The sequence below is a fragment of the Hyphomicrobium sp. D-2 genome, assembly GCF_029872155.1.
Taxonomy (GTDB): domain Bacteria; phylum Pseudomonadota; class Alphaproteobacteria; order Rhizobiales; family Hyphomicrobiaceae; genus Hyphomicrobium_A.
Map to the genome: position 1 here is coordinate 481,846 of NZ_JARXLA010000002.1, position 18,343 is coordinate 500,188.

The 18,343-nt window shown below is 61.1% G+C and carries 15 protein-coding genes; 3 read left to right on the forward strand and 12 right to left on the reverse strand.

Annotation, left to right across the window (positions count from 1 at the left end; translation table 11 throughout):
• Window positions 1-25: 25 nt before the first annotated feature.
• The 8 genes from QEZ49_RS04050 to QEZ49_RS04085 all read right to left on the reverse strand — a co-directional run bounded on the left by QEZ49_RS04050 (window position 26) and on the right by QEZ49_RS04085 (window position 10,350).
• A complete protein-coding gene (locus tag QEZ49_RS04050) occupies window positions 26-1,309 on the reverse strand; it encodes a GNAT family N-acetyltransferase (RefSeq protein WP_280384452.1) in 1,284 nt (427 codons plus the stop codon).
• A gap of 69 nt (window positions 1,310-1,378) precedes the next feature.
• Window positions 1,379-1,738 (reverse strand): ABC transporter permease, encoded by a 360-nt coding sequence (locus tag QEZ49_RS04055; protein WP_280384453.1) that lies wholly within the window; start codon window positions 1,736-1,738, stop codon window positions 1,379-1,381.
• A gap of 57 nt (window positions 1,739-1,795) precedes the next feature.
• Window positions 1,796-2,299: a hypothetical protein gene (locus tag QEZ49_RS04060; RefSeq protein WP_280384455.1), complete on the reverse strand. Its 504-nt coding sequence runs from the start codon at window positions 2,297-2,299 to the stop codon at window positions 1,796-1,798.
• 216 nt (window positions 2,300-2,515) lie between these two features.
• Window positions 2,516-3,700 carry a VWA domain-containing protein gene (locus tag QEZ49_RS04065; protein WP_280384457.1) on the reverse strand — a complete coding sequence of 395 codons (1,185 nt, stop codon included), beginning with the start codon at window positions 3,698-3,700 and terminating at the stop codon, window positions 2,516-2,518.
• 234 nt (window positions 3,701-3,934) lie between these two features.
• Window positions 3,935-4,795: a hypothetical protein gene (locus QEZ49_RS04070; protein WP_280384459.1), complete on the reverse strand. Its 861-nt coding sequence runs from the start codon at window positions 4,793-4,795 to the stop codon at window positions 3,935-3,937.
• A 221-nt stretch (window positions 4,796-5,016) separates the two neighbouring features.
• On the reverse strand, window positions 5,017-6,381 hold the full coding sequence (locus tag QEZ49_RS04075) for a porin (protein ID WP_280384460.1): 1,365 nt from the start codon (window positions 6,379-6,381) through the stop codon (window positions 5,017-5,019).
• Window positions 6,382-7,043: 662 nt separating this feature from the next.
• On the reverse strand, window positions 7,044-8,411 hold the full coding sequence (locus QEZ49_RS04080; RefSeq protein ID WP_280384462.1) for a hypothetical protein: 1,368 nt from the start codon (window positions 8,409-8,411) through the stop codon (window positions 7,044-7,046).
• Window positions 8,412-8,739: 328 nt separating this feature from the next.
• Window positions 8,740-10,350, reverse strand: a complete 1,611-nt coding sequence (locus QEZ49_RS04085; RefSeq protein ID WP_280384464.1) for a HAMP domain-containing sensor histidine kinase — start codon at window positions 10,348-10,350, stop codon at window positions 8,740-8,742.
• A 356-nt stretch (window positions 10,351-10,706) separates the two neighbouring features.
• On the opposite strand from QEZ49_RS04085, the gene QEZ49_RS04090 reads away from it, so the two are divergent.
• A complete protein-coding gene (locus tag QEZ49_RS04090; RefSeq protein ID WP_280384466.1) occupies window positions 10,707-11,228 on the forward strand; it encodes an Lrp/AsnC family transcriptional regulator in 522 nt (173 codons plus the stop codon).
• A gap of 180 nt (window positions 11,229-11,408) precedes the next feature.
• On the opposite strand, the gene QEZ49_RS04095 is transcribed toward QEZ49_RS04090, so the two are convergent.
• The 4 genes from QEZ49_RS04095 to QEZ49_RS17245 all read right to left on the reverse strand — a co-directional run bounded on the left by QEZ49_RS04095 (window position 11,409) and on the right by QEZ49_RS17245 (window position 14,445).
• The gene (locus QEZ49_RS04095; protein WP_280384468.1) at window positions 11,409-12,314 is read right to left on the reverse strand and encodes an NAD(P)-dependent oxidoreductase; all 906 of its coding nucleotides are present in this window, start codon (window positions 12,312-12,314) and stop codon (window positions 11,409-11,411) included.
• A 116-nt stretch (window positions 12,315-12,430) separates the two neighbouring features.
• Window positions 12,431-12,628, reverse strand: coding sequence for a hypothetical protein (locus QEZ49_RS04100; RefSeq protein ID WP_280384471.1), 198 nt, complete (start codon window positions 12,626-12,628; stop codon window positions 12,431-12,433).
• 163 nt (window positions 12,629-12,791) lie between these two features.
• On the reverse strand, window positions 12,792-13,685 hold the full coding sequence (locus QEZ49_RS17240; protein ID WP_348534788.1) for a thiamine pyrophosphate-dependent enzyme: 894 nt from the start codon (window positions 13,683-13,685) through the stop codon (window positions 12,792-12,794).
• Between the two features lie 22 nt (window positions 13,686-13,707).
• The gene (locus tag QEZ49_RS17245; protein ID WP_348534789.1) at window positions 13,708-14,445 is read right to left on the reverse strand and encodes a thiamine pyrophosphate-binding protein; all 738 of its coding nucleotides are present in this window, start codon (window positions 14,443-14,445) and stop codon (window positions 13,708-13,710) included.
• A gap of 462 nt (window positions 14,446-14,907) precedes the next feature.
• On the opposite strand from QEZ49_RS17245, the gene QEZ49_RS04110 reads away from it, so the two are divergent.
• Window positions 14,908-16,086 (forward strand): type III PLP-dependent enzyme, encoded by a 1,179-nt coding sequence (locus QEZ49_RS04110; RefSeq protein ID WP_280384472.1) that lies wholly within the window; start codon window positions 14,908-14,910, stop codon window positions 16,084-16,086.
• A gap of 331 nt (window positions 16,087-16,417) precedes the next feature.
• Window positions 16,418-17,914: a globin-coupled sensor protein gene (locus QEZ49_RS04115; RefSeq protein WP_280384474.1), complete on the forward strand. Its 1,497-nt coding sequence runs from the start codon at window positions 16,418-16,420 to the stop codon at window positions 17,912-17,914.
• The last annotated feature ends 429 nt before the right edge of the window (window positions 17,915-18,343 follow it).

An 18,343-nucleotide genomic window follows, 5' to 3' on the forward strand; every position in this document is an offset into this window, starting at 1 on the left:
TGGCGAGTGCGAAATTCAGGGCCGATCAGAACGGCAAAGTGAACCCCAACATCAAGCACAAGCGATGCGTGCGCTCGTAGGCAGCGGAAAGCACCTTCGCGATTGATGGTGGCAGCCAGTCGCGCACGCGCTTCAATACTGGGCGCAGCGCTCGCAGATAGACGCGCGCATATAGCGAACCCTTCACCGTCATCGGCATCGCCCAGTCGATCACATCAACGGTGCCATCCGACCAGCGCATTTTGTAGTCGTCGGCGGGTGCGAGCATGTCGAAGTAACGGAAGCCAGCAGCCATCGTTTGTTCGATGGTGAGCTCCATAAGATGGGCGCCGACGCGGTCTTTCGCATATTTTTGATTGTACGCGAAAATGTGCGTTGCGGCGCGCTCCTTGTGCTTGACGAGAACGTCGATCGCCGCCTGATCGCCGTTGATCTCAAGCGCGTAAACGCAAATGCCGGCGGGATTGGTACTGTCCGACGCTGCCTCAGCAAAAAACTTCTGCGTGCGCGGATCACTGAGCGCCGGCGATACGATGCCGCGTTCCAGCAGTTGTGAAATTTTCTCGTCGATGGCGCTTAGCGCAAGCCGGCCAGCGCGAGGGTTGTCACGCTCGCGGACAAATTCCACGGTGCCCATGGCGGCCAACTTGCGCGCAACGGCGCGGTGTTTCTTGCGCGCACGGCCCGAGTGGCGCTGCATGTAGTCTTCGTAATCAGCAGCGCTCGCAAAATCCATGTAGGGAGCCTGCTCGCGACGCGTCACCATGAAATTCCGCGCGCGGAGCAGTGGTGTAATGGCCGCGTCGGCGCGGACCTTCGACAACCAGACAAGATCCGGCTTGAGCGCTTGCGTCAGGTGCTTCCAGCCCGCCTGCAGAATGGCTGCAGCATCGGGCAGATCGTCCAGCAGGATGTCGCCATACTGGCTGACCGGTGCACCCAGCCAGACAAGATGGGTCAGCCCGCCATGCCGTTCAGTGACCAGCGGCCATACCGTTACAAGCTCGCCGTTGCGCCGTCCGACAAGCACAGCAAGCTGCGCGCCGGCGTCTCCATCGGAGAGAAAATTATTGCACCAGTGCCAGCACCAGCCGAACGATTGAAACAGTTGCGCGCTGGAAGAAGCGCGATCGAACAGGCGGTTCCAGTCGTCCTTCAGCGCGTCAAATTCAGCGCGCGTCGAAACCAGCTTGAAGGTGCAGGCTTGTGGGACCGGGCGCAGGTGTGAGGCGGCCTTATCCGTCTGCGACTCAGCTACAGACCCGTCGGCACTGGCGTATTGGACAGCGGCAGATAGCGTCGGACCCATGAACCCTTCCCATGCAGGAGGGCAGCGTCGACAATGCCGACGCCGCACCATGAAAGGGCATCAAGAACCTTATAATGTTGCGATTTCGGTAATGCTGAGGAGGACGAGGGCGCACACCGTCAGCCATACCGCGACGGCGCCGCGGCGGGATTTGGGGCCAGCGTCAAGGATGAGCAGCGAAGCCAGCACCGCTGCGCCCGTCAGATTAACCACAATAACGCCAGCCAAACCAAGGCCGTGCCCTTTTGATGTGCCCTCAATGAAGGTGGCGCCGGCCAGCCCGAGCAACAGCGCACCGCACAGGCGCGGCCAGAACCCTGCGTCGGGTCGGGGCAGGCCAAGAACGCGCAGCGTGGTTAACGGAGCAATGACGAGCAGCAGCCCCGGAATGAATTTCAGAAGCGTCTCGATCCAGAGGAGCTGCTGCACGCGGGGCGCCTGTCATGGGAGGGAGGGCGACTGAGCGCCAGGCCAGGCAGGCGCGGATCAGTCGTCCCGATTATCCATCGGAAGCTTGGTCTTCATGCCTTCGCCCTCGTAATTACCGAACGAGAACAGGCCGTCGTCTTCCTTTTCCTTGACCTGCGGGCGGGGCGTGTAGTCGCCGACGAGATGCCGGCTGAGATCGGCCTTGATCAGCCGCGTCTTGCCGTCGGTGCAGTATTCACCTTCGCCTGCAACCGCCTTGGCGACGCCGTTATAGGAAACGTCGTAGATGCGCTCGATCTTGGCCATATCCTGGCCGGGAATGTTGCGCTCGTAATCGAGGTAGGTGATTTTGAGCTTGGCGGGATCGAAGTGGAAGCCGCATTTCACCGCGCGGGCGGAAACCGTGCCGACCTGGAAGGCGCGGGCCGGCGCATCGTTGACGGGGCCGGCTGGCTTTTCGTCGCCGCCCAGCAGGGAGCTGGTGGAGAGGCCGGAGCCACCCGAACAGCCGCCGAGGGCCGTCGCGATCAGCAGCGCGAACGCCGGGCATGCGGCTTTCATTGGCTTGGCCCCCCTGTCTTTCCCGCTTCGGCCCATGTCTTCTTTGCTCTGGCCCGATCGGTACGTGCTTTTAGCGCGAACCTTAATATCAAATGTGGCTCCGTCAATCGCCGACCACCACGGCTATTCGAGGGCCTGCGCAACTCGAAACACAGCAAGTGTTCGCAACTGATCGACCGATTCCGCCCCCGAAGGATATGGGGGCCGATGGCGTTGTCAGCGCATAAGCTCGCCCGTGGCGCGATCCAGCCCTTCCAGCGTCAGCGGATACATGCGTCCGTCCATTAAGCGCTGAATCATGGCGATTGATTGAGTATAGGGCCACTGGCTTTCCGGCAGCGGGTTCAGCCAGACACAGTGGCGCCAGGTTTCCGATACGCGCTTCAGCCACAGGGCGCCGGGTTCGGGGTTCATATGCTCCACGGAGCCGCCCGCGTGCGAAATCTCGTAGGGGCTCATCGAGGCGTCGCCGACAAATACAACCTTGTAGTCGGGCGGGTAGGTATTGAGCACCTCAAGGGTGGAAATGCGCTCTGCGTGGCGGCGGCGGTTGTCCTTCCAGACCTCCTCATAAAGGCAGTTGTGGAAGTAGTAGTATTCGAGGTGCTTGAATTCGCTGCGCGCGGCGGAAAACAGCTCCTCAATGCCCTTGATGTGCCAGTCCATCGAGCCGCCGACGTCGAAGAACATCAGCACCTTCACCGCGTTGTGCCGTTGCGGCAGCATGCGGATATCGAGGAAGCCCTTCTCGGCGGTGCCGCGGATGGTGCCGGCTAGATCAAGCTCTTCGCTGGCGCCAGTGCGGGCGAACGCTCGCAGGCGACGCAACGCAACCTTGATGTTGCGGGTGCCGATCTCGACGTTGTCATCGAGGTCGCGGAACTCGCGCTTGTCCCAGACCTTGATCGCGCGGCGATGGCGGCTTTCCTTCTGCCCGATGCGCACGCCTGCCGGGTTGTAGCCATAGGCGCCGTAGGGCGAGGTACCACCGGTGCCGATCCACTTGTTGCCGCCGGAGTGGCGTTCCTTCTGTTCCTCAAGACGCTGCTTCAGCGTCTCCATGATCTTTTCCCAGCCACCGAGTTCTTCGATGCGCTTTTTATCGTCTTCCGATAGATGCAATTCGGAGATCAGCCGCAGCCATTCCTCAGGGATTTCGGCGGTGATTTCTTCGGTGCCTTCAGCAACCGATGTGATGCCCTTGAACACGGTGCCGAACACGCGGTCGAAACGGTCAAGGTTGCGCTCGTCCTTCACCAGACAGGCGCGCGACAGGTAGTAGAACTCCTCGACCTGACGGTCGATGACGCCGGCCTCCAATCCCTCCAGCAGCGCCAGATATTCGCGCAGGCTGACCGGCAGGCCGGCTTTCTTCAGGGCATGGAAGAAGGTGAGGAACATGTGATCCTAATCCGCAGGCGGCTGCACAGGGCCAGGGCCGATGCACAGGGGCGTCAATAGCAACAGCATATGGATGCGGCGCCGGGTGAGCTAGTGGCCCTGTAGCCGCAAAGCTGAGCCACACCACTTTATGGCGCGGGCACGCTGAGTTTGCGTGGGTACCGGCGGCGGCCGCCGGTGTGTGGCGACGCTACGCTACGCTACGCAGCGTTAACCGGACATGGGGCGACATGGCTATTGCGAACTGGTCGCGGAGGTAGCTTTTGCGGCGGCTGTCGGTGTGGTCGATGAAGCCTTGGTCTTGGGCTTAGCGTTGCCGGCTTCGGCGATCGGTTCTTTCGCTTTTGTGGCCTTCTTGTCGATGCTGCCGGTGACGATCGGATCGCCCTGCTTGGTATTGTCAGCGGGCTGCGGCTTCAGCGATGAGGTGGTGGCCTTGGCGCCAAACAGCAGGTCGTCGTTGTCGATGTACCAACGCTCAACTTCGACGATCTCAGGCGGCTTGCCGCTCGCAAGCAGCCAGCCATCGACCGCAAATTTCTGTCCTGAACCATTCTCGATCATCGTGCCGGCGTAATGCGTCCAGCCGTCGAAGCCACGCCGCAGATCTTCCTTGATGAACATCGGGCCAACGGTGTGATGCTTGAACAGTTTGTGGCGCTCCATCACCATCATGTAGCTGGTAAGATTGGTGGCGACGTCCACGCAATCCATCTGGCCGGGATCGCCGTTGCCGAGCATGTCATCGCCGGGCCGGTCCTTGTCGGTGCCAACGGCCTTGTCTGCGCGTGCGCCCATCATCGCGATGGCTTTACGTGCGGCCTCACGTTCAGCAGCAGGTGAAGCGGCGCCCTTGGCCATGACGGTACGCACTTCTTCGATGTCAGCGGGTTCAAAACGGAACGGCGTCTGCGTGCGGCAGCCATAGGCGCTGCATACGAACACGCGATTGCCCTCCGGCAGCCGTGCCTTGTAGCGCGAGAAGTGCGCGTCGATGGTCTTGCCGCCGCTGTAGGCGCAGCCGCCAACACAGACGGCTACGAACGCCGCCGCAAACACGCTGCTGCTCGTGCGCGCGGTAGAAAAGCGTTTCAATCGTGTTGCGATGGAACGTTGAACCAACACAGCCGCCTGATTGCTCATGAATTGGCAAGCGGCCGTTGCCGCAGGGCAAAGCTATGCGATTCGCATCGTGCAATGGCCGCGCGGCGGGCTTTTCCACGTGTACAGCCAAACGCAATTGGCGGTGATCGAACATAAAAAAACTGCCCCAGGTTTCCCTGGGGCAGTTCGAGAGAGAGATAGAAGTACGGCGATCAGAAGTTGATCAGAGCGCCGGCCTTCACGTACTGGAAGTCGTCGGTGCCGCAACCGGCCGAGAGACCTGCACCAGCTGCTGCGCCGTTGGTGCAGCCAACGCCGGAGACGTCAGCGCTGACGTGACGGTAGGAGATCCACAGCGACATTGCAGCTGCGTCGATTTCCTGCACAACGCCCAGACCCCAGAGGTGGCTGCTGGCCTGCAGACCAAGGTTGACCAGAGCATCCGGGTTAGCACGAGAGAACTTCTCGTACTCGCCGTAGAGCACCGTGTGACCAAGCGGAGTCCAACGCTCGCGCAGACCGCCCTTGATGTAGTAGGTGTCGCCAGCCGAGCGAGCATTGCCGCCAGCAACGATTGCACCGTTCACGTCAAGCGTGTCGAGCGTTACACCGTTCGGGTCAACGTGACCGTAGGCGCCGTACAGCCAGAGGCCGGTCGGAACGTGCTCAACATAAGCGCCGAGCTGGAAGTAATCGACCCAGCGGTTGTCGTTCAGGTTCTGAGCGAAGAAGTCCTGCGAGAACTGCGAGTAAGCAACAGCGGCTGCAAGCTTGAAGCCGTTGAATTCACCCGAGTAACGACCAGACACGTCCCAGAAATCGTCTTCACCCCAAGAAGCCGACACCGAGAAGCCACCGAAGGTCGGCGAGTCGTAACGGACCGAGTCACGCGGAGCGCCGAAGCAGTCGCCGCCCGTGCCGCCGCCGTCGAAGCAGCTGCCAGCCGTGCCACCCCAACGCAGGGCCGAGAAGTTGCCCGTTGCCTTGTCGCGGATGATGAAGTTGTTGTAGTCGAACATCACCCAGTTGGCAGGAACGAGCGAGCCCGAACCGTCAACGAGGATTGCAGCGTTATCCGAAGCGGATGACTGCAGACCGACGCCAACCTTACCAAGGCGATCGCTCTTGATGAACCAGTAGGACTGCAGCAGCTGTACTGCGTAGGCGCCGTTGGCACCGAGAGCAGAAGGATTGTGCTGCGAGATCTGGTCGATCGTCAGCGAGTCAGAGTCGTTGGCTTCAACGTGGATCACGTAGCCAGCCGACCAGCCCGGAGAGATCTGGGCCTGACCGGTGAACTTGAAGTGCGAGTTCAGCGTGGAGCCGAGACCCGTGACGTAAGCGTTGCTCTCAACGCCGTCGTCCCACCACATGACCTGCTGACCGACCCAACCGGATACCGTCAGAGAAACCTTGCGGTTGCCCTTGCGAGCCGTGGTGGCTTCCAGTTCTGCGATGCGCTCTTCGAGATCAGCGCAGCAGTTGCCGCCGAGGTCAGCTGCGGACGCGCTGCCGGTGGACAGACCACCTACCAGCATGCCAGCTGCCACCAGGGCGCTAAGGCTGTATTTATTCATCTATTAGTCTCCCGTCTTCGTCTCAGCTGATGGCGGACGCTGTAGTGTTACGAACGCGAGACAAGAAAAACCGCCCTAGCAATGCGCAGTGCGTACCCCTCAAAGGATCGCTGCGTGCCAAGCCGGACACTGCTGTGATTCGCCGGAGTGCAACAATTAGGCAGTGCCGTTTTCGTGGTGACGAACCCACGGGTGTGGCTGGGAGGCCACGAAAGGGTGGTGCATCCTGGCACTTATGCGGGGACACACCCGCCAGGAAGTGAAGCGCTTGCGCGCTCCCGTCGATCCAAAAATACGCTGGAAACATAAGGATGGGGCGATACGCGACCCATTCGGCATTACCAGGCGACGCCGGCGAAGGCTTCGGCACTGTGGGGATACTGTACTCCAACTTTGGCCGTTGCTGGGGCTCTTCTTTGCAATGTGGAAAGCGCTGTGGAAATCGTGTCGATGAACGCGATTGCCCATTGTTCGCGCTGAAGCCGCTTGAATCGTCTGCGACGTGGCGGGTGAAGGCGTGCAGATCGCGAATTCACATGTGGGATCGATGACAGACCGGCCGAAAAGCAAAGAAGCCGCCCGGTGAGGGGCGGCTTCCGTAAGCGAGGTTTGTGAGGTCCTCTGCAGGATTGCTCCTTTAGAGGATTGCTGTGGGTGCCGGATCAGAAGTTGATCACAGCGCCGGTCATCAGGACCTGGAAGTCTTCCAGCGGAGCAGACTGCGACACGACACCGTTGCGTGCGAGTTCAAGATCGAACTCGTAGTTGCGGTACATGGCGTAGAGCTTCATGTCGGCAGCGTCGATCTTCTGCATGACGCCGACGCCCCACATGTTGACTTCGCTGCTGAAGATCTGAGCTTGACCGCCAGCCAGGTTGATCGGATCTGCTGCGCTGACGTTCTGGGTGATGCCGCCGCCGGTGTAGTTGTAGTACTGGCCGAACAGCGTGGTCTTGCCGAGTTCGTTCCACTTGCGCTGGATACCGACTTCGGTTGCCCAGAAGGTGTAGGTGTCGTCAACGCCCGTGCCGGCGAAGTGAGCGGCAGAGGTCGTGCTGTCGTCCCACATCTGACCGGCGCCGAAGTTACCGTAGAGGCCGGACTTGGTGTCCATGATGCTGATCGAGCCGCCGATCATCTGGCACTTGGCATCGTGGCTGGTGGTGTTACGTGCAGGGCAGCCATGGGTTGCGCTGTCGTCGATGCCATCGTTGATGGATGAGTAGGCGATGCCGGCTTCAACCTTGATGTGGTTGAATTCGCGCTCGAAGCGCAGGCCGACGTCCCAGAAGTCGTCGCCGCCCCAGGCAGCGCTGGCCGTGAAGCCAGCAAATTCCGGCGATTCATACAGAACGGCTTCGCGACGATCGCCTTCACCCGGCTGAGCGCCGGTGCGGGCAATCAGGCGGCGCCACTGCAGGCCACCGTTCATAGCAGCCCGGCCGGTTGCAGCGAGGAAGAAGCCGCCGCCGCTGTCTTCAACGTCCGAGAACTTGCCGACATCGCTGGTGCCAGCGAGGTTGATTTCAGTGATTTCCTGAGAAGCCGTCGGCGTATGGCCTACCTGGATGGTACCGAACGTCTTGCTCTTGATGTTCCACCAAGCGTGGCGGATGTCGAAGCCCGACTCGTCGGCATTGATAGAGTCGTATTGATTGTTGCGCTTCGAGTTGGCCGAGCGAACGCCAATCTCAAGGCGGAAATTTGCAGAAAGATCGCTGTTGATCTTTGCGCCGCCCTTCAAGCCGAAGCGCGAACGCGAGGCGTCGTTGGTGACGACATAGGCATTGCTCTCGCTGCCGTCGTCCCAGAACATCACGCCCTGGTTGATCTTACCGTAAACCGACAGAGAAACCTTGCGGTTGCCCTTGCGAGCCGTCGTTGCCTCAAGCTCGGCAACCCGCTCTTCCAGATCCGCGCAGCAATCGCCGCCCAAATCCGCTGCCTGGGCGGAAACGCTGGCCCCCAGGACCAATCCGCCAGCGACGAGGATGGAAGCCCATCCCGCCTTACCTACTCCCCCGAACATACGCAAACTCCCACGAAGGTAACGCCAAAAAAGGGCCTTCGATCGACGCAACTGCACACGTACTCAAGTCAACGGGCACCTACGCGACCCACACCGCTTAGCCTCCGCCGGTACACGTCGGAGAGCTTCGCTACGGGCAGAGGTATGGGAGCGCGCTGTCAAAATAAACCGGAAACGGCATTGTGACAGTTCATGACGAAAACGCTGTGGCGGGTGGGAGATTCAAGGGCCTGTGGCAGCGAAATGAGCGTGGTTTTGAGCTGGAATGTCGCGGCTGGACGCCTACTGGCGCATGCATGCCGGGAGGCGTCCGGGTCTCAACGGGGGATCAGCCGGCCGCCGCGGTGCCACCCGCGCCGGGGTGTCCAGGCCGCAGGCGCGCCGGACGCGAGCGGGCGATGCCCTTCAGGCGATGGGTCTCCTGTCCGAGGGGCTGCAACGGTGCCATGGCCTGCAGCACGCGGTATCCCGGCAGGATCACCGTCGCATCGGTGCCCTTGCGCAGTTCCGATTGCGGGTTGAGCGCGCCGCCGTGCAGCTCCATCAGGTTCTGGACAATGGCCAGCCCCAGTCCGGCGCCGCCTTCCGCCGTCTGATGGGCCAGCGTGCCCTGTCCGAAGGCCTGCAGCACTTTGGGAATTTCGTCGGCCGGAATACCGGGGCCGTTGTCGCGCACCGACATGAACTGCCCGCCGTCGGGCATTGCCCCGACACTGAGAACGATGCGCCCGCCCTTGGGCGTGAACTTGAGCGCGTTCGACATCGGGTTGAGGCAGACTTGGCGCAACGCCTTCAGATCAGCCCACACAAGCGGCAGGTCGGGATCGGTTTCCTCTATCACCTCAATGCCCTTGCCGTCGGCGCGCAGCTTGAGCAGGCGGTGGCATTCGTCGGTGATGTCAGCCAGGCGCAGCGGCGCCTCATGCAACTCATAGCGGCCCGATTCAATGCGTGTCAGATCAAGGATCTCATTGATGAGATGCAAAAGATGCGTGCCGCTTTCATGGATGTTGCCCGCATACTCACGATACTGCGGGTTATTCATCGGGCCGAACATCTCTTCCTTCATCACCTCCGAGAAGCCCAGGATGGCATTCAGCGGCGTGCGCAGTTCGCGGCTCATGGTTGCCAGGAAGCGTGACTTGGCCATGTTGGCGGCTTCGGCGCGACGACGCGCTTCATCGGAAACCGACTTCTGCTCCTCAAGCTCGGCAATCAGCGCGTCTTTCTCGGTGCGGTATTCCAGCATCGACAGCGTGGTGGCGCGCATGCCGCGTGAGAGGAACAGGAAGTAAAGGTGGATGCCGATCGCCATCGTGGCGAGGGCTAGATAAAATACGTTGCCGAGCAGAAGCAGCCGGCAAACCACCGCGATCGTCATCGGGATCGTGCCCGCATACAGAATCGCTGGAATGGTCGCGGCGAACATCGTGCGTATGGCCAACACGACGATGAGCGTGGCGAAGATGAAGACGTGCGACGAGAACACCATCTCCGTCGGCGCCTGCAGCGTCTCGCGCACGCCGACGAGCGCGAAGCAGGCGAGGGCCACGCCGCTCAGCAGTTCAAGCATGATCAGGCGCCGCCGCCAAAGGCGTACATTCACCTTGGACTGCGGGATCGTCAGAAAGCGGCGGCACTGGTCGAGCAGCACAACCTTGGCGGTGATGACGGTGATGAGCCAGATGATCGCTTCGGCTGGCGGGGCCCAGAACATGCAGGCGATGGCGAACAGCGCGTAAAGCGCCGGCATCGTCACCGAGGCGCCCAGTTCATTCCGCGCGAACATCGTCAGCAGTTCGTATTCAAATTCCGGCTTCAGCGACGTGCCGGCAGCCAGACGGGCGCGAGTCGCCTGCAGGTCGTTGAAAGCGCGCGCGCGCGCTTCGCGCCGACTGTGGCGCCTTACGACCTCCTCGGGAATGCTGCTCGTCGACATTGGGTTTATGCTCGAGAATTTGGTGACTGGTGCCGGAGCAGACGCTCAGGCAACGATGGTGAAATGAACCGCTATTTTTCGCGGTCAATGTTACCATGAAATCTCGACGTGAATTACTAACCAACCGTTTAGAAACGTTTTTTTGCTGTTACTGATTTGCTTAAGTTTTGCCTCAAAACGGAAGGCGGTGCCAGGGAAATTCTGTTTTGGTCAAGTAATGGATATGGTGGGCCGTTGCTGTCACTTCCCAAAATTTTGGAATTATATTACAAAACGGGCTGCGCTTCGGGGCTGGAATGGCGTTCTGTTGCCCCTGAACGCAATCTGGCGGAAATATATTTTCAACGCGGCTGGCCATGCTCGACGAAATGGACGTGAAGATTTTGCGGATCCTGCAGGAGGACTGCACGCGGCCGGTCGCCGATATCGGCAAGGAGGTTGGACTTTCGACCACACCTTGCTGGCGGCGTATCCAGAAGCTGGAGGAGCAGGGCGTCATCCAGCGGCGCGTGGCGGTGCTGGATCCGGAAAAGGTCAACGCCGGGGTGACGGTCATTGTCTCGATCAAAACCGACCAGCACAGCCATGCCTGGCTGGAGCGCTTTCACGGTGCGGTGGCCGACTTTCCCGAAGTGGTCGAATTCTATCGCATGTCCGGCGACGTAGATTACCTGCTGCGCGTGGTCGTTCCGGACATTGCGGCTTATGACGCCTTCTACAAGCGCCTGATCGCGCGTATCGAAGTTGCCAAGGTTTCATCGGCGTTCGCGATGGAGCAGATCAAATACACCACCGCGCTGCCACTGCAGTTTGCGCGTCAGATGACGACTGAAACCGCAGCAGCGCCAGTGCAGGACGACAAGCGCCGCAAGCGTTGAGCGATCAGGCGGCGCTTTTGCATTGCCGCCGCGATATCCGGTTCGGCTTGAAAACGCCCATGAGGCTCGGGCGCCGGGTAGGCAGAAATTGCCTGCCCGTGCGCACAATATCGTCTTGCGATACGTGGTGCGGTGCATGACCGGCACTTTGTATGCCGGGCACAAATGTGGTGCGCTGCTTTAAGCGTCGCTCTTTGGCGTGTGCGGCTTCAACAGCGTGATGAGGCTGGATGTATCCCAGCGGCCGCCGCCGTTGTTTTGTACTAGGCCGTAATAGCTATCAACCAGTGTCGTGACGGGAAGCTGCGCGCCGTTGCGCTTGGCTTCGTCTGGGCAAATGCCAAGATCCTTGCGCATCCAGTCGACGGCAAAGCCGAAATCGAACTTGCCTTCATGCATGGTGCGCCAGCGATTATCCATCTGCCATGACTGGGCGGCGCCCTTGGAGATCGTTTCCATCACGACATCCAGGTTGAGGCCGGCGGTTTCGGCAAAGGCGATGGCCTCAGATAGGCCCTGCAACAGGCCGGCAATGGCGATCTGATTAACCATCTTGGCAAGCTGGCCCGACCCGGAAGGGCCGATGTGGTTTACGGCGCGGGCGTAGCAGTCGATCAGCGGCTTTGCGCGCGCGAATGCTTCTTCTTCACCGCCGACCATCACCGTCAGCGCACCGTTTTCAGCGCCCGACTGGCCACCGGATACGGGGGCGTCGAGGAAAGCGATGCCACGATCGGAAGCGGTTGCGAACAACTCACGGGCGGCATGGGCCGATGCCGTCGTGTGGTCGATGAAGACCGCGCCGGCACCCATGCCGCGAAACGCGCCCTCCGGTCCGGTGGTGACGGCGCGCAGATCGTCGTCATTGCCGACGCAGCAGAAGACATACTCCGCGGCGAGCGCCGCCTCGGCTGGGGTCGGTGCACTGCGCCCGCCGTATTTTGCCGTCCACGCTTCAGCCTTCGCGCCGTTGCGGTTGTAAACGGTGACGTCGTGTCCGCCTTTGGTGAGCAGATAGCCCGCCATCGGGAAGCCCATGACTCCCAAACCGATCCAAGCAACCTTTGCCATCGCGTGACTCTCCATTGTGGACCGCGAGCGCTTATCACTGACGGCGAGAAGAAAAAAGCCCCGGGTCCAAGTGGATCCGGGGCTAAGAGTGCTGTCTTTACTGGGTAGAGTGTAGTGAAACTTGCGCGAACTCAGCTCGTCTTGATCAGAGATTTGAAGACGCTGTAGCTGTTACCAGCCTTCAGCAGCACGCCATCGGAAGCGTAGCTGCGGCTGTTGGAAAGAGATGCGATCAGCAGAATGGCGGTGACCAGAAACAGAATGAGTGCACCGGTGCGTGCCCAAACCCATTTGGTGCCGTAGCTTGATCTTGCGTTTTGTAAGTCCATCTTCGAAATCCTCCGAAGAGGTGTGTGTTCAATCAGGTTGAGGATTATGTAACCTATAATAATCCGTTAGTCGAACCGTATAGTCGCCAAATGGCTAACGGTCTGCGGGTAGCATTAATAAATGATTTACTATCGTTTTCTCGCCGCGGATCGTGCGCGATTATTAATCTTTGTCGCCGCGGATCTGCGACAGCGTCTGCTTCACGCTGATCGCCTCGGGATCAAGCCGTAGCTCAATGAGGACCGGGCCTGAGGCTTCGAGGGCGCGGCGGAATGCGGGCAGGAATGCCTCGGTGACGTCCACCCGCTCGCCATGGGCGCCAAAGCTGCGCGCAAAGGCGACAAAGTCAGGATTGACGAGGGTGGTGCCCACCACGCGGCCCGGATAGCGCCGTTCCTGATGCATGCGGATGGTGCCGTACATGCCGTTGTTGGCGACGATAATAATGATGGGTAGGCCGTACTGCACCGCCGTCGCCAGTTCCTGACCGGTCATCAGCAGGCAGCCGTCGCCCGCGAACGCGATCACGGGACGGTCCGGAAATTCAATCTTGGCGGCGATGGCGGCCGGCAGACCGTAGCCCATCGAGCCGGATGTCGGCGCCAGTTGGGAGGGCCACTGCTTATATTGGAAGTAGCGGTGCACGAAGCTGGCGTAGTTGCCCGCACCGTTGGTGATGATAGCGTTGTCAGGCAGCTCGCGGGACATGGAGGCGACAACCTCCTCCATGCGCACGGTGCCCGTGGTGGCCAGCGGCTTCAGCGACCGCTCATAGGAAGCGCGCAGATCCTTCCGCAGCCGATTCCAGCGCCGTTTGGGCGGCGGCTTCATGCGCGCCAGCGCGCGGGTGAACGGTTCTGCGGCGGAGATGATGGGCAGGTCGGCGCGGAACACGCGGCCGATGGCTTCCGGCGATGGATGGGCGTGCACGAGATATTGGTTCGGGCGCGGTGTTTTCACGTGCGTGTATGCGCCGGTGGTGATTTCGGACAGGCCTTCGCCGATCACGAGCAGCAGGTCGCTGCCGCGCAGCGCCGCCATCAGCTTGGGGTCCATGTCGATGCCCGCGTGCCCGACATCAGCAGGGGTGGCGGTTGTCCATATGGTCCTGACGCCGGAATGCGCTGGCCACGGGAATTTCGAACGTCTCGGCGAACTTTTCGATATTGGCAGCCGCAGCTTCATTCCAGCCCGCTCCGCCGAGCAGCACCAGTGGACGCTCGGCGTCGGAAAGCTTGGCCTTGAGCTTGGTCATGTCGGCGGCGGAGGGAGCGGGAAGGCGCGATGGCGGCGGTCCAGCGTCCTCGGCTTCGACCACGGCGGTGAGGATGTCTTCGGGCAGACCGAGCACCGCGGGGCCGGGGCGGCCGCTGCGGGCGGCGTTAAACGCTGTGGCCAGCATCTCGGCAATGCGTTCGGGTTCGCGGGCGATGCCGACCCAGTTCGCTATGCCACCGAACATCGCCTTCAGATCTATTTCCTGGAACGCGCCACGGCCCTCGTGTCCACGCTCGATCAGTCCGACAAGCAACACCATCGGCGTTGCGTCATGGTGGGCGACATAAACACCGCTGGAAGCATTGGTGGCGCCGGGTGCGCGCGTGACGAAGGCGACGCCGGGGTTGCCGGTGAGCTTGCCAGCCGCTTCCGCCATCATCGCCGCGCCGCCTTCGTGACGGCAGACGATAGCGCGGATGGTGCCGACATCGAACATGGCGTCGAGGGCCGCAAGAAAGCTTTCGCCGGGCACGGTATAAACCGCGCGGCAGCCTTCAAGCACCAACTGGTCGACTAGGATCTTGCCCCCGGTACGCATTACGCTCGCATCTTTGCGGCCTTGCCGCCCTTCATGTTCAAGGCCGTTGTAGGCAGGTCGGGGCTTTGCGGACAGCCTTAAGCTATGGTTCGGTTACGATTGTAGCCCCGGAAGCCATCCTATTGCGAGGGCTTGAGGAACGACGGTTGCAGATGAGAGCGTACCGCACCGTATATTGCCATCCGGTTGCTGGCCACACGCCCATGATGGCGCATCTGGACCGTCATTTGGCGGAGAGCACCTGCCGCGCGCCAACGCCGGGCCCCACATGCAAAATTGATGGTTGAGGAGCAAAATGCAGCGGGCGAGCCCTGAAACGCGCCGTTGTTTCGCGTGTTTGTCACAAGAAACATCTTTACAGGGGGGTGGACCGACCCTAAATGCAGCGCTCTTTTACGGTTGTGCGGTCTTCTGCTTTTGGCTCAGACCCGCGTGTGCCGCGGGCGGTGGAGGTCCTATGCGATGGAGAAACTCTCTTCGGCATCTGCGCTGATTGAGAAGTGCCGGCCCGAGCGGCCGGTGCGTGGCCTGCGGCCCCATGCCGCTGGGCGTGCTGCGCGTTGGTTTCTTGAGAATTTTCCCGGCGACGTTGCCTACGCCTACAAGGCGAACAGCTCAGTGTTTCTCATCGGCGCGCTTTATGGGGCTGGCATCCGCCATTTCGACGTAGCTTCGCTGCCCGAGATCGAAGACGCGGCGACGATCCCCGACGCGCATCTGCACTTCATGCATCCGGTGAAATCGCGTCACGCGATCCGCCGCGCCTATGACATGGGCGTGCGCTCGTTCTCGCTCGATAGCGAAGATGAGCTACGCAAGATCATGGATTGCACCGGGAACGCCAAGGACCTGATCCTGTGGGTGCGCCTTGCTGTGTCCGCCATCAACAGCCGCATTCCGCTTGAGCACAAGTTCGGCATCTACGGTCAGCCGGCCGCCGACCTGCTGGTGAAGGCGCGTCAGGTGGCGCTGGAACTGGGCGTGACATTCCACGTCGGTTCGCAGACAGGGACACCCGATGCCTATTCGACGGCGCTGGGCGACGTGCATCGCCTGATCGTGCAGTCCGGCGTGATGATCGATCGTCTGGATATCGGCGGCGGCTTTCCGTCCCGCTATCCCGACAGCGATCCGGCACCCTTGCAGGATTTCATGAAGGTGATCATCGCCGGCATTGAGCAACTGCCGGTGAAGGACAACATCAAGCTGGCGTGTGAGCCGGGCCGGGCGCTGGTGGCCGAGGCCGAGAGCCTGATCGTGCGCGTCGACGCACGGCGCGGCAACAACCTCTACATCAACGACGGCTCCTACGGGATGCTGTTCGACGCGGCGCACCTTGGCTTCATCTTCCCGACGAAGCTGCTGGGGCGCACCGTTGATCCGTCTGAGCCGCTGGTGCCGTTTGAGCTGTGGGGGCCGACGTGTGATTCCATCGATCACATGAAGGGGCCGTTCTTGCTGCCGGCCGCGATTGCCGAAGGTGATTATTTCGAGATCGGCAACATGGGTGCCTATGCGCGCGCAATCGCCGGCCGCTTCAACGGCTATGGCGAATACGACGAGGTGATCCTGCTCGATCCGCCGATGCTCAGCATGTATGGCGCGGATGCCGCCGAGATGCCGGCGGCCCGCAGCCGGTAACCGCTGATACAAGCCATCGATATCGAAGCAACGGCGCGAGGCAACTCGCGCCGTTGCTGTATCGGCATCCGATGTAAATCAGCAAGCGCGTCCAATGCGAACGCTATAGTCATGCGCTGCAACTCAGATTTGCATTGTCTGACGTCGGTCGGTTGAGACTTTGGTGGCGTGGCAAAGTCATGCATCCGCTGTCCTGGTAACTTTACTTAAGCTTAGGCTCCCGTGCGCGACAAGGAATGCGTCAGCGCACGGCGCGTGCTGATTTTTTGCCCCGCAAGGGCACGCGAGCGACGCGACAACAGGCCGAATGGGCCGGACAGGGGCAATATCCATGGCGAATGCAGGGACGAGTGGCGGGCTGCAGGACCGGCTGGACTTCATGGGCTTTGATGGCGAGGCTCAGGCCGCATTGCGTGCGCTGAAGCCTTCCATTGCGTCGTTCATTGGCCCCGCGCTCGATGCATTTTATGCGAAGGCTGCTGCTGCGCCTGAAACGGGCCGGATGTTCCGCGATCCCCGGCAGATGGAATCGGCGAAGAACCGACAGATTGCGCATTGGGAAGAAGTGGCGTCGGCTGAATTCGGTGCCGAGTATGCCGAGCGGGTGCGCACCATCGGGCGTACGCATGCGCGGCTCGGGCTTGAGCCGCGCTGGTATATTGGCGGCTATGCGCTCATCACCGAGAAGCTGATTCATTCCGTGATCGCCGAACGCTGGCCGACGCTGATGCAACTTGCGCGCGGGCAGAAATCGGAGGGGATGGCTTCGGCTGTTTCGGCGCTGATGAAGGCTGTGATGCTCGATATGGATCTCGCCATCTCGACGTATCTGGACGCCCTTGATGAGCAGCGCCGCCAGGCGGAAGCAGCCAAGCAGGAAGCCGATCGCAACCAGACCGCAGCACTGAACGCACTGACCAGCGCGCTGGAGCGGCTTGCCGGTGGCGATCTGTGCGCTTCGATCGATCAGCAACTGGCGCCGGAATTCGACAAGCTGAAAGCCGACTTCGGCGCGACCGTCACCAAGCTGCGCAACGCGATGACGACTGTTCGTCAGAACGCCGAGGTGATCTCATCGGGTACGCGCGAGATTTCGGAAGCGGCTGAGGATCTTTCGCAGCGTACCGAGCGGCAGGCGGCGAGCCTTGAGGAAACGGCAGCGGCGCTGGAGCAGATCACCACGACGGTGAAAAGCGCCGCCGAGGGCGCCTCGCATGCGCGCGATGTCGTGGCGACGGCCAAGCGCGATGCGGAGCAGGGCGGCACGGTCGCGCGCGCAGCCATCGATGCCATGGGCTCGATCGACAAATCGTCGGAGCAGATTTCGCGCATCATCGGCGTCATTGACGAGATTGCATTCCAGACCAACCTGCTGGCTCTGAACGCGGGCGTTGAAGCCGCGCGTGCGGGCGAGGCCGGGCGTGGCTTTGCCGTTGTGGCTTCCGAAGTGCGCGCGCTTGCGCAGCGGTCGGCGGATGCCGCGAAGGAGATCAAGTCTCTCATCTCCACTTCTACCACGCAGGTGAAGGACGGCGTCGATCTGGTTGCGCAGACGGGGCAGTCGTTCGAGCGCATCGTGGCGCAGGTGGCTGACATCAACGGCGTGGTGGCGGACATCGCCAACGGCGCGGCCCAGCAGGTGCAGGCGTTGCAGGAAGTGAACGGCGCGGTGGGCGACATCGACCGGGTGACGCAGCAGAATGCGTCAATGGCGGAAGAGGCGACGGCGGCCAGTCATTCGCTGGCGGAGAAGGCGATGGAGCTGAACATGCTGCTCGACGGCTTCCGACTTGAGGAAGCGCGGGCTAACACGCGTCGCCGCGCTTGATTGACGGGCAGACCGGCCTCGCCCGTACTCTTCTGGCCAAAGAGCATAGGGAAGCTGGCGTGGATCCCCACCGCTGTCGGGATGGGATGACGTTATGGAGAAAGCCTGAGCGTGCCGTCGGCTGCGGGTGAGCGAGATGCCCGGAGGGCCGGGAGCAAGGCGACCCGCGGCCAGTGCCGCGTTCTTGCAGAGCGCCATCGGCGCGCAAAGAGAAACATGGTGGGCGGTACAAGGATTGAACTTGTGACCCCACGCGTGTGAATTTTGTGCTCCGCTAAATTTGACATCACGTAAAATCACAAACAACAGGCATAAGCGACGAAAATAAAAGAAAATAACGCCGAGAGTGCTCAAAACGCTAGAAGTAGCTGTTGTTCCCAAAGCAGGCTGAGAATGTTACCTAGGCGTTACCTGGGATTTTGGGAAATA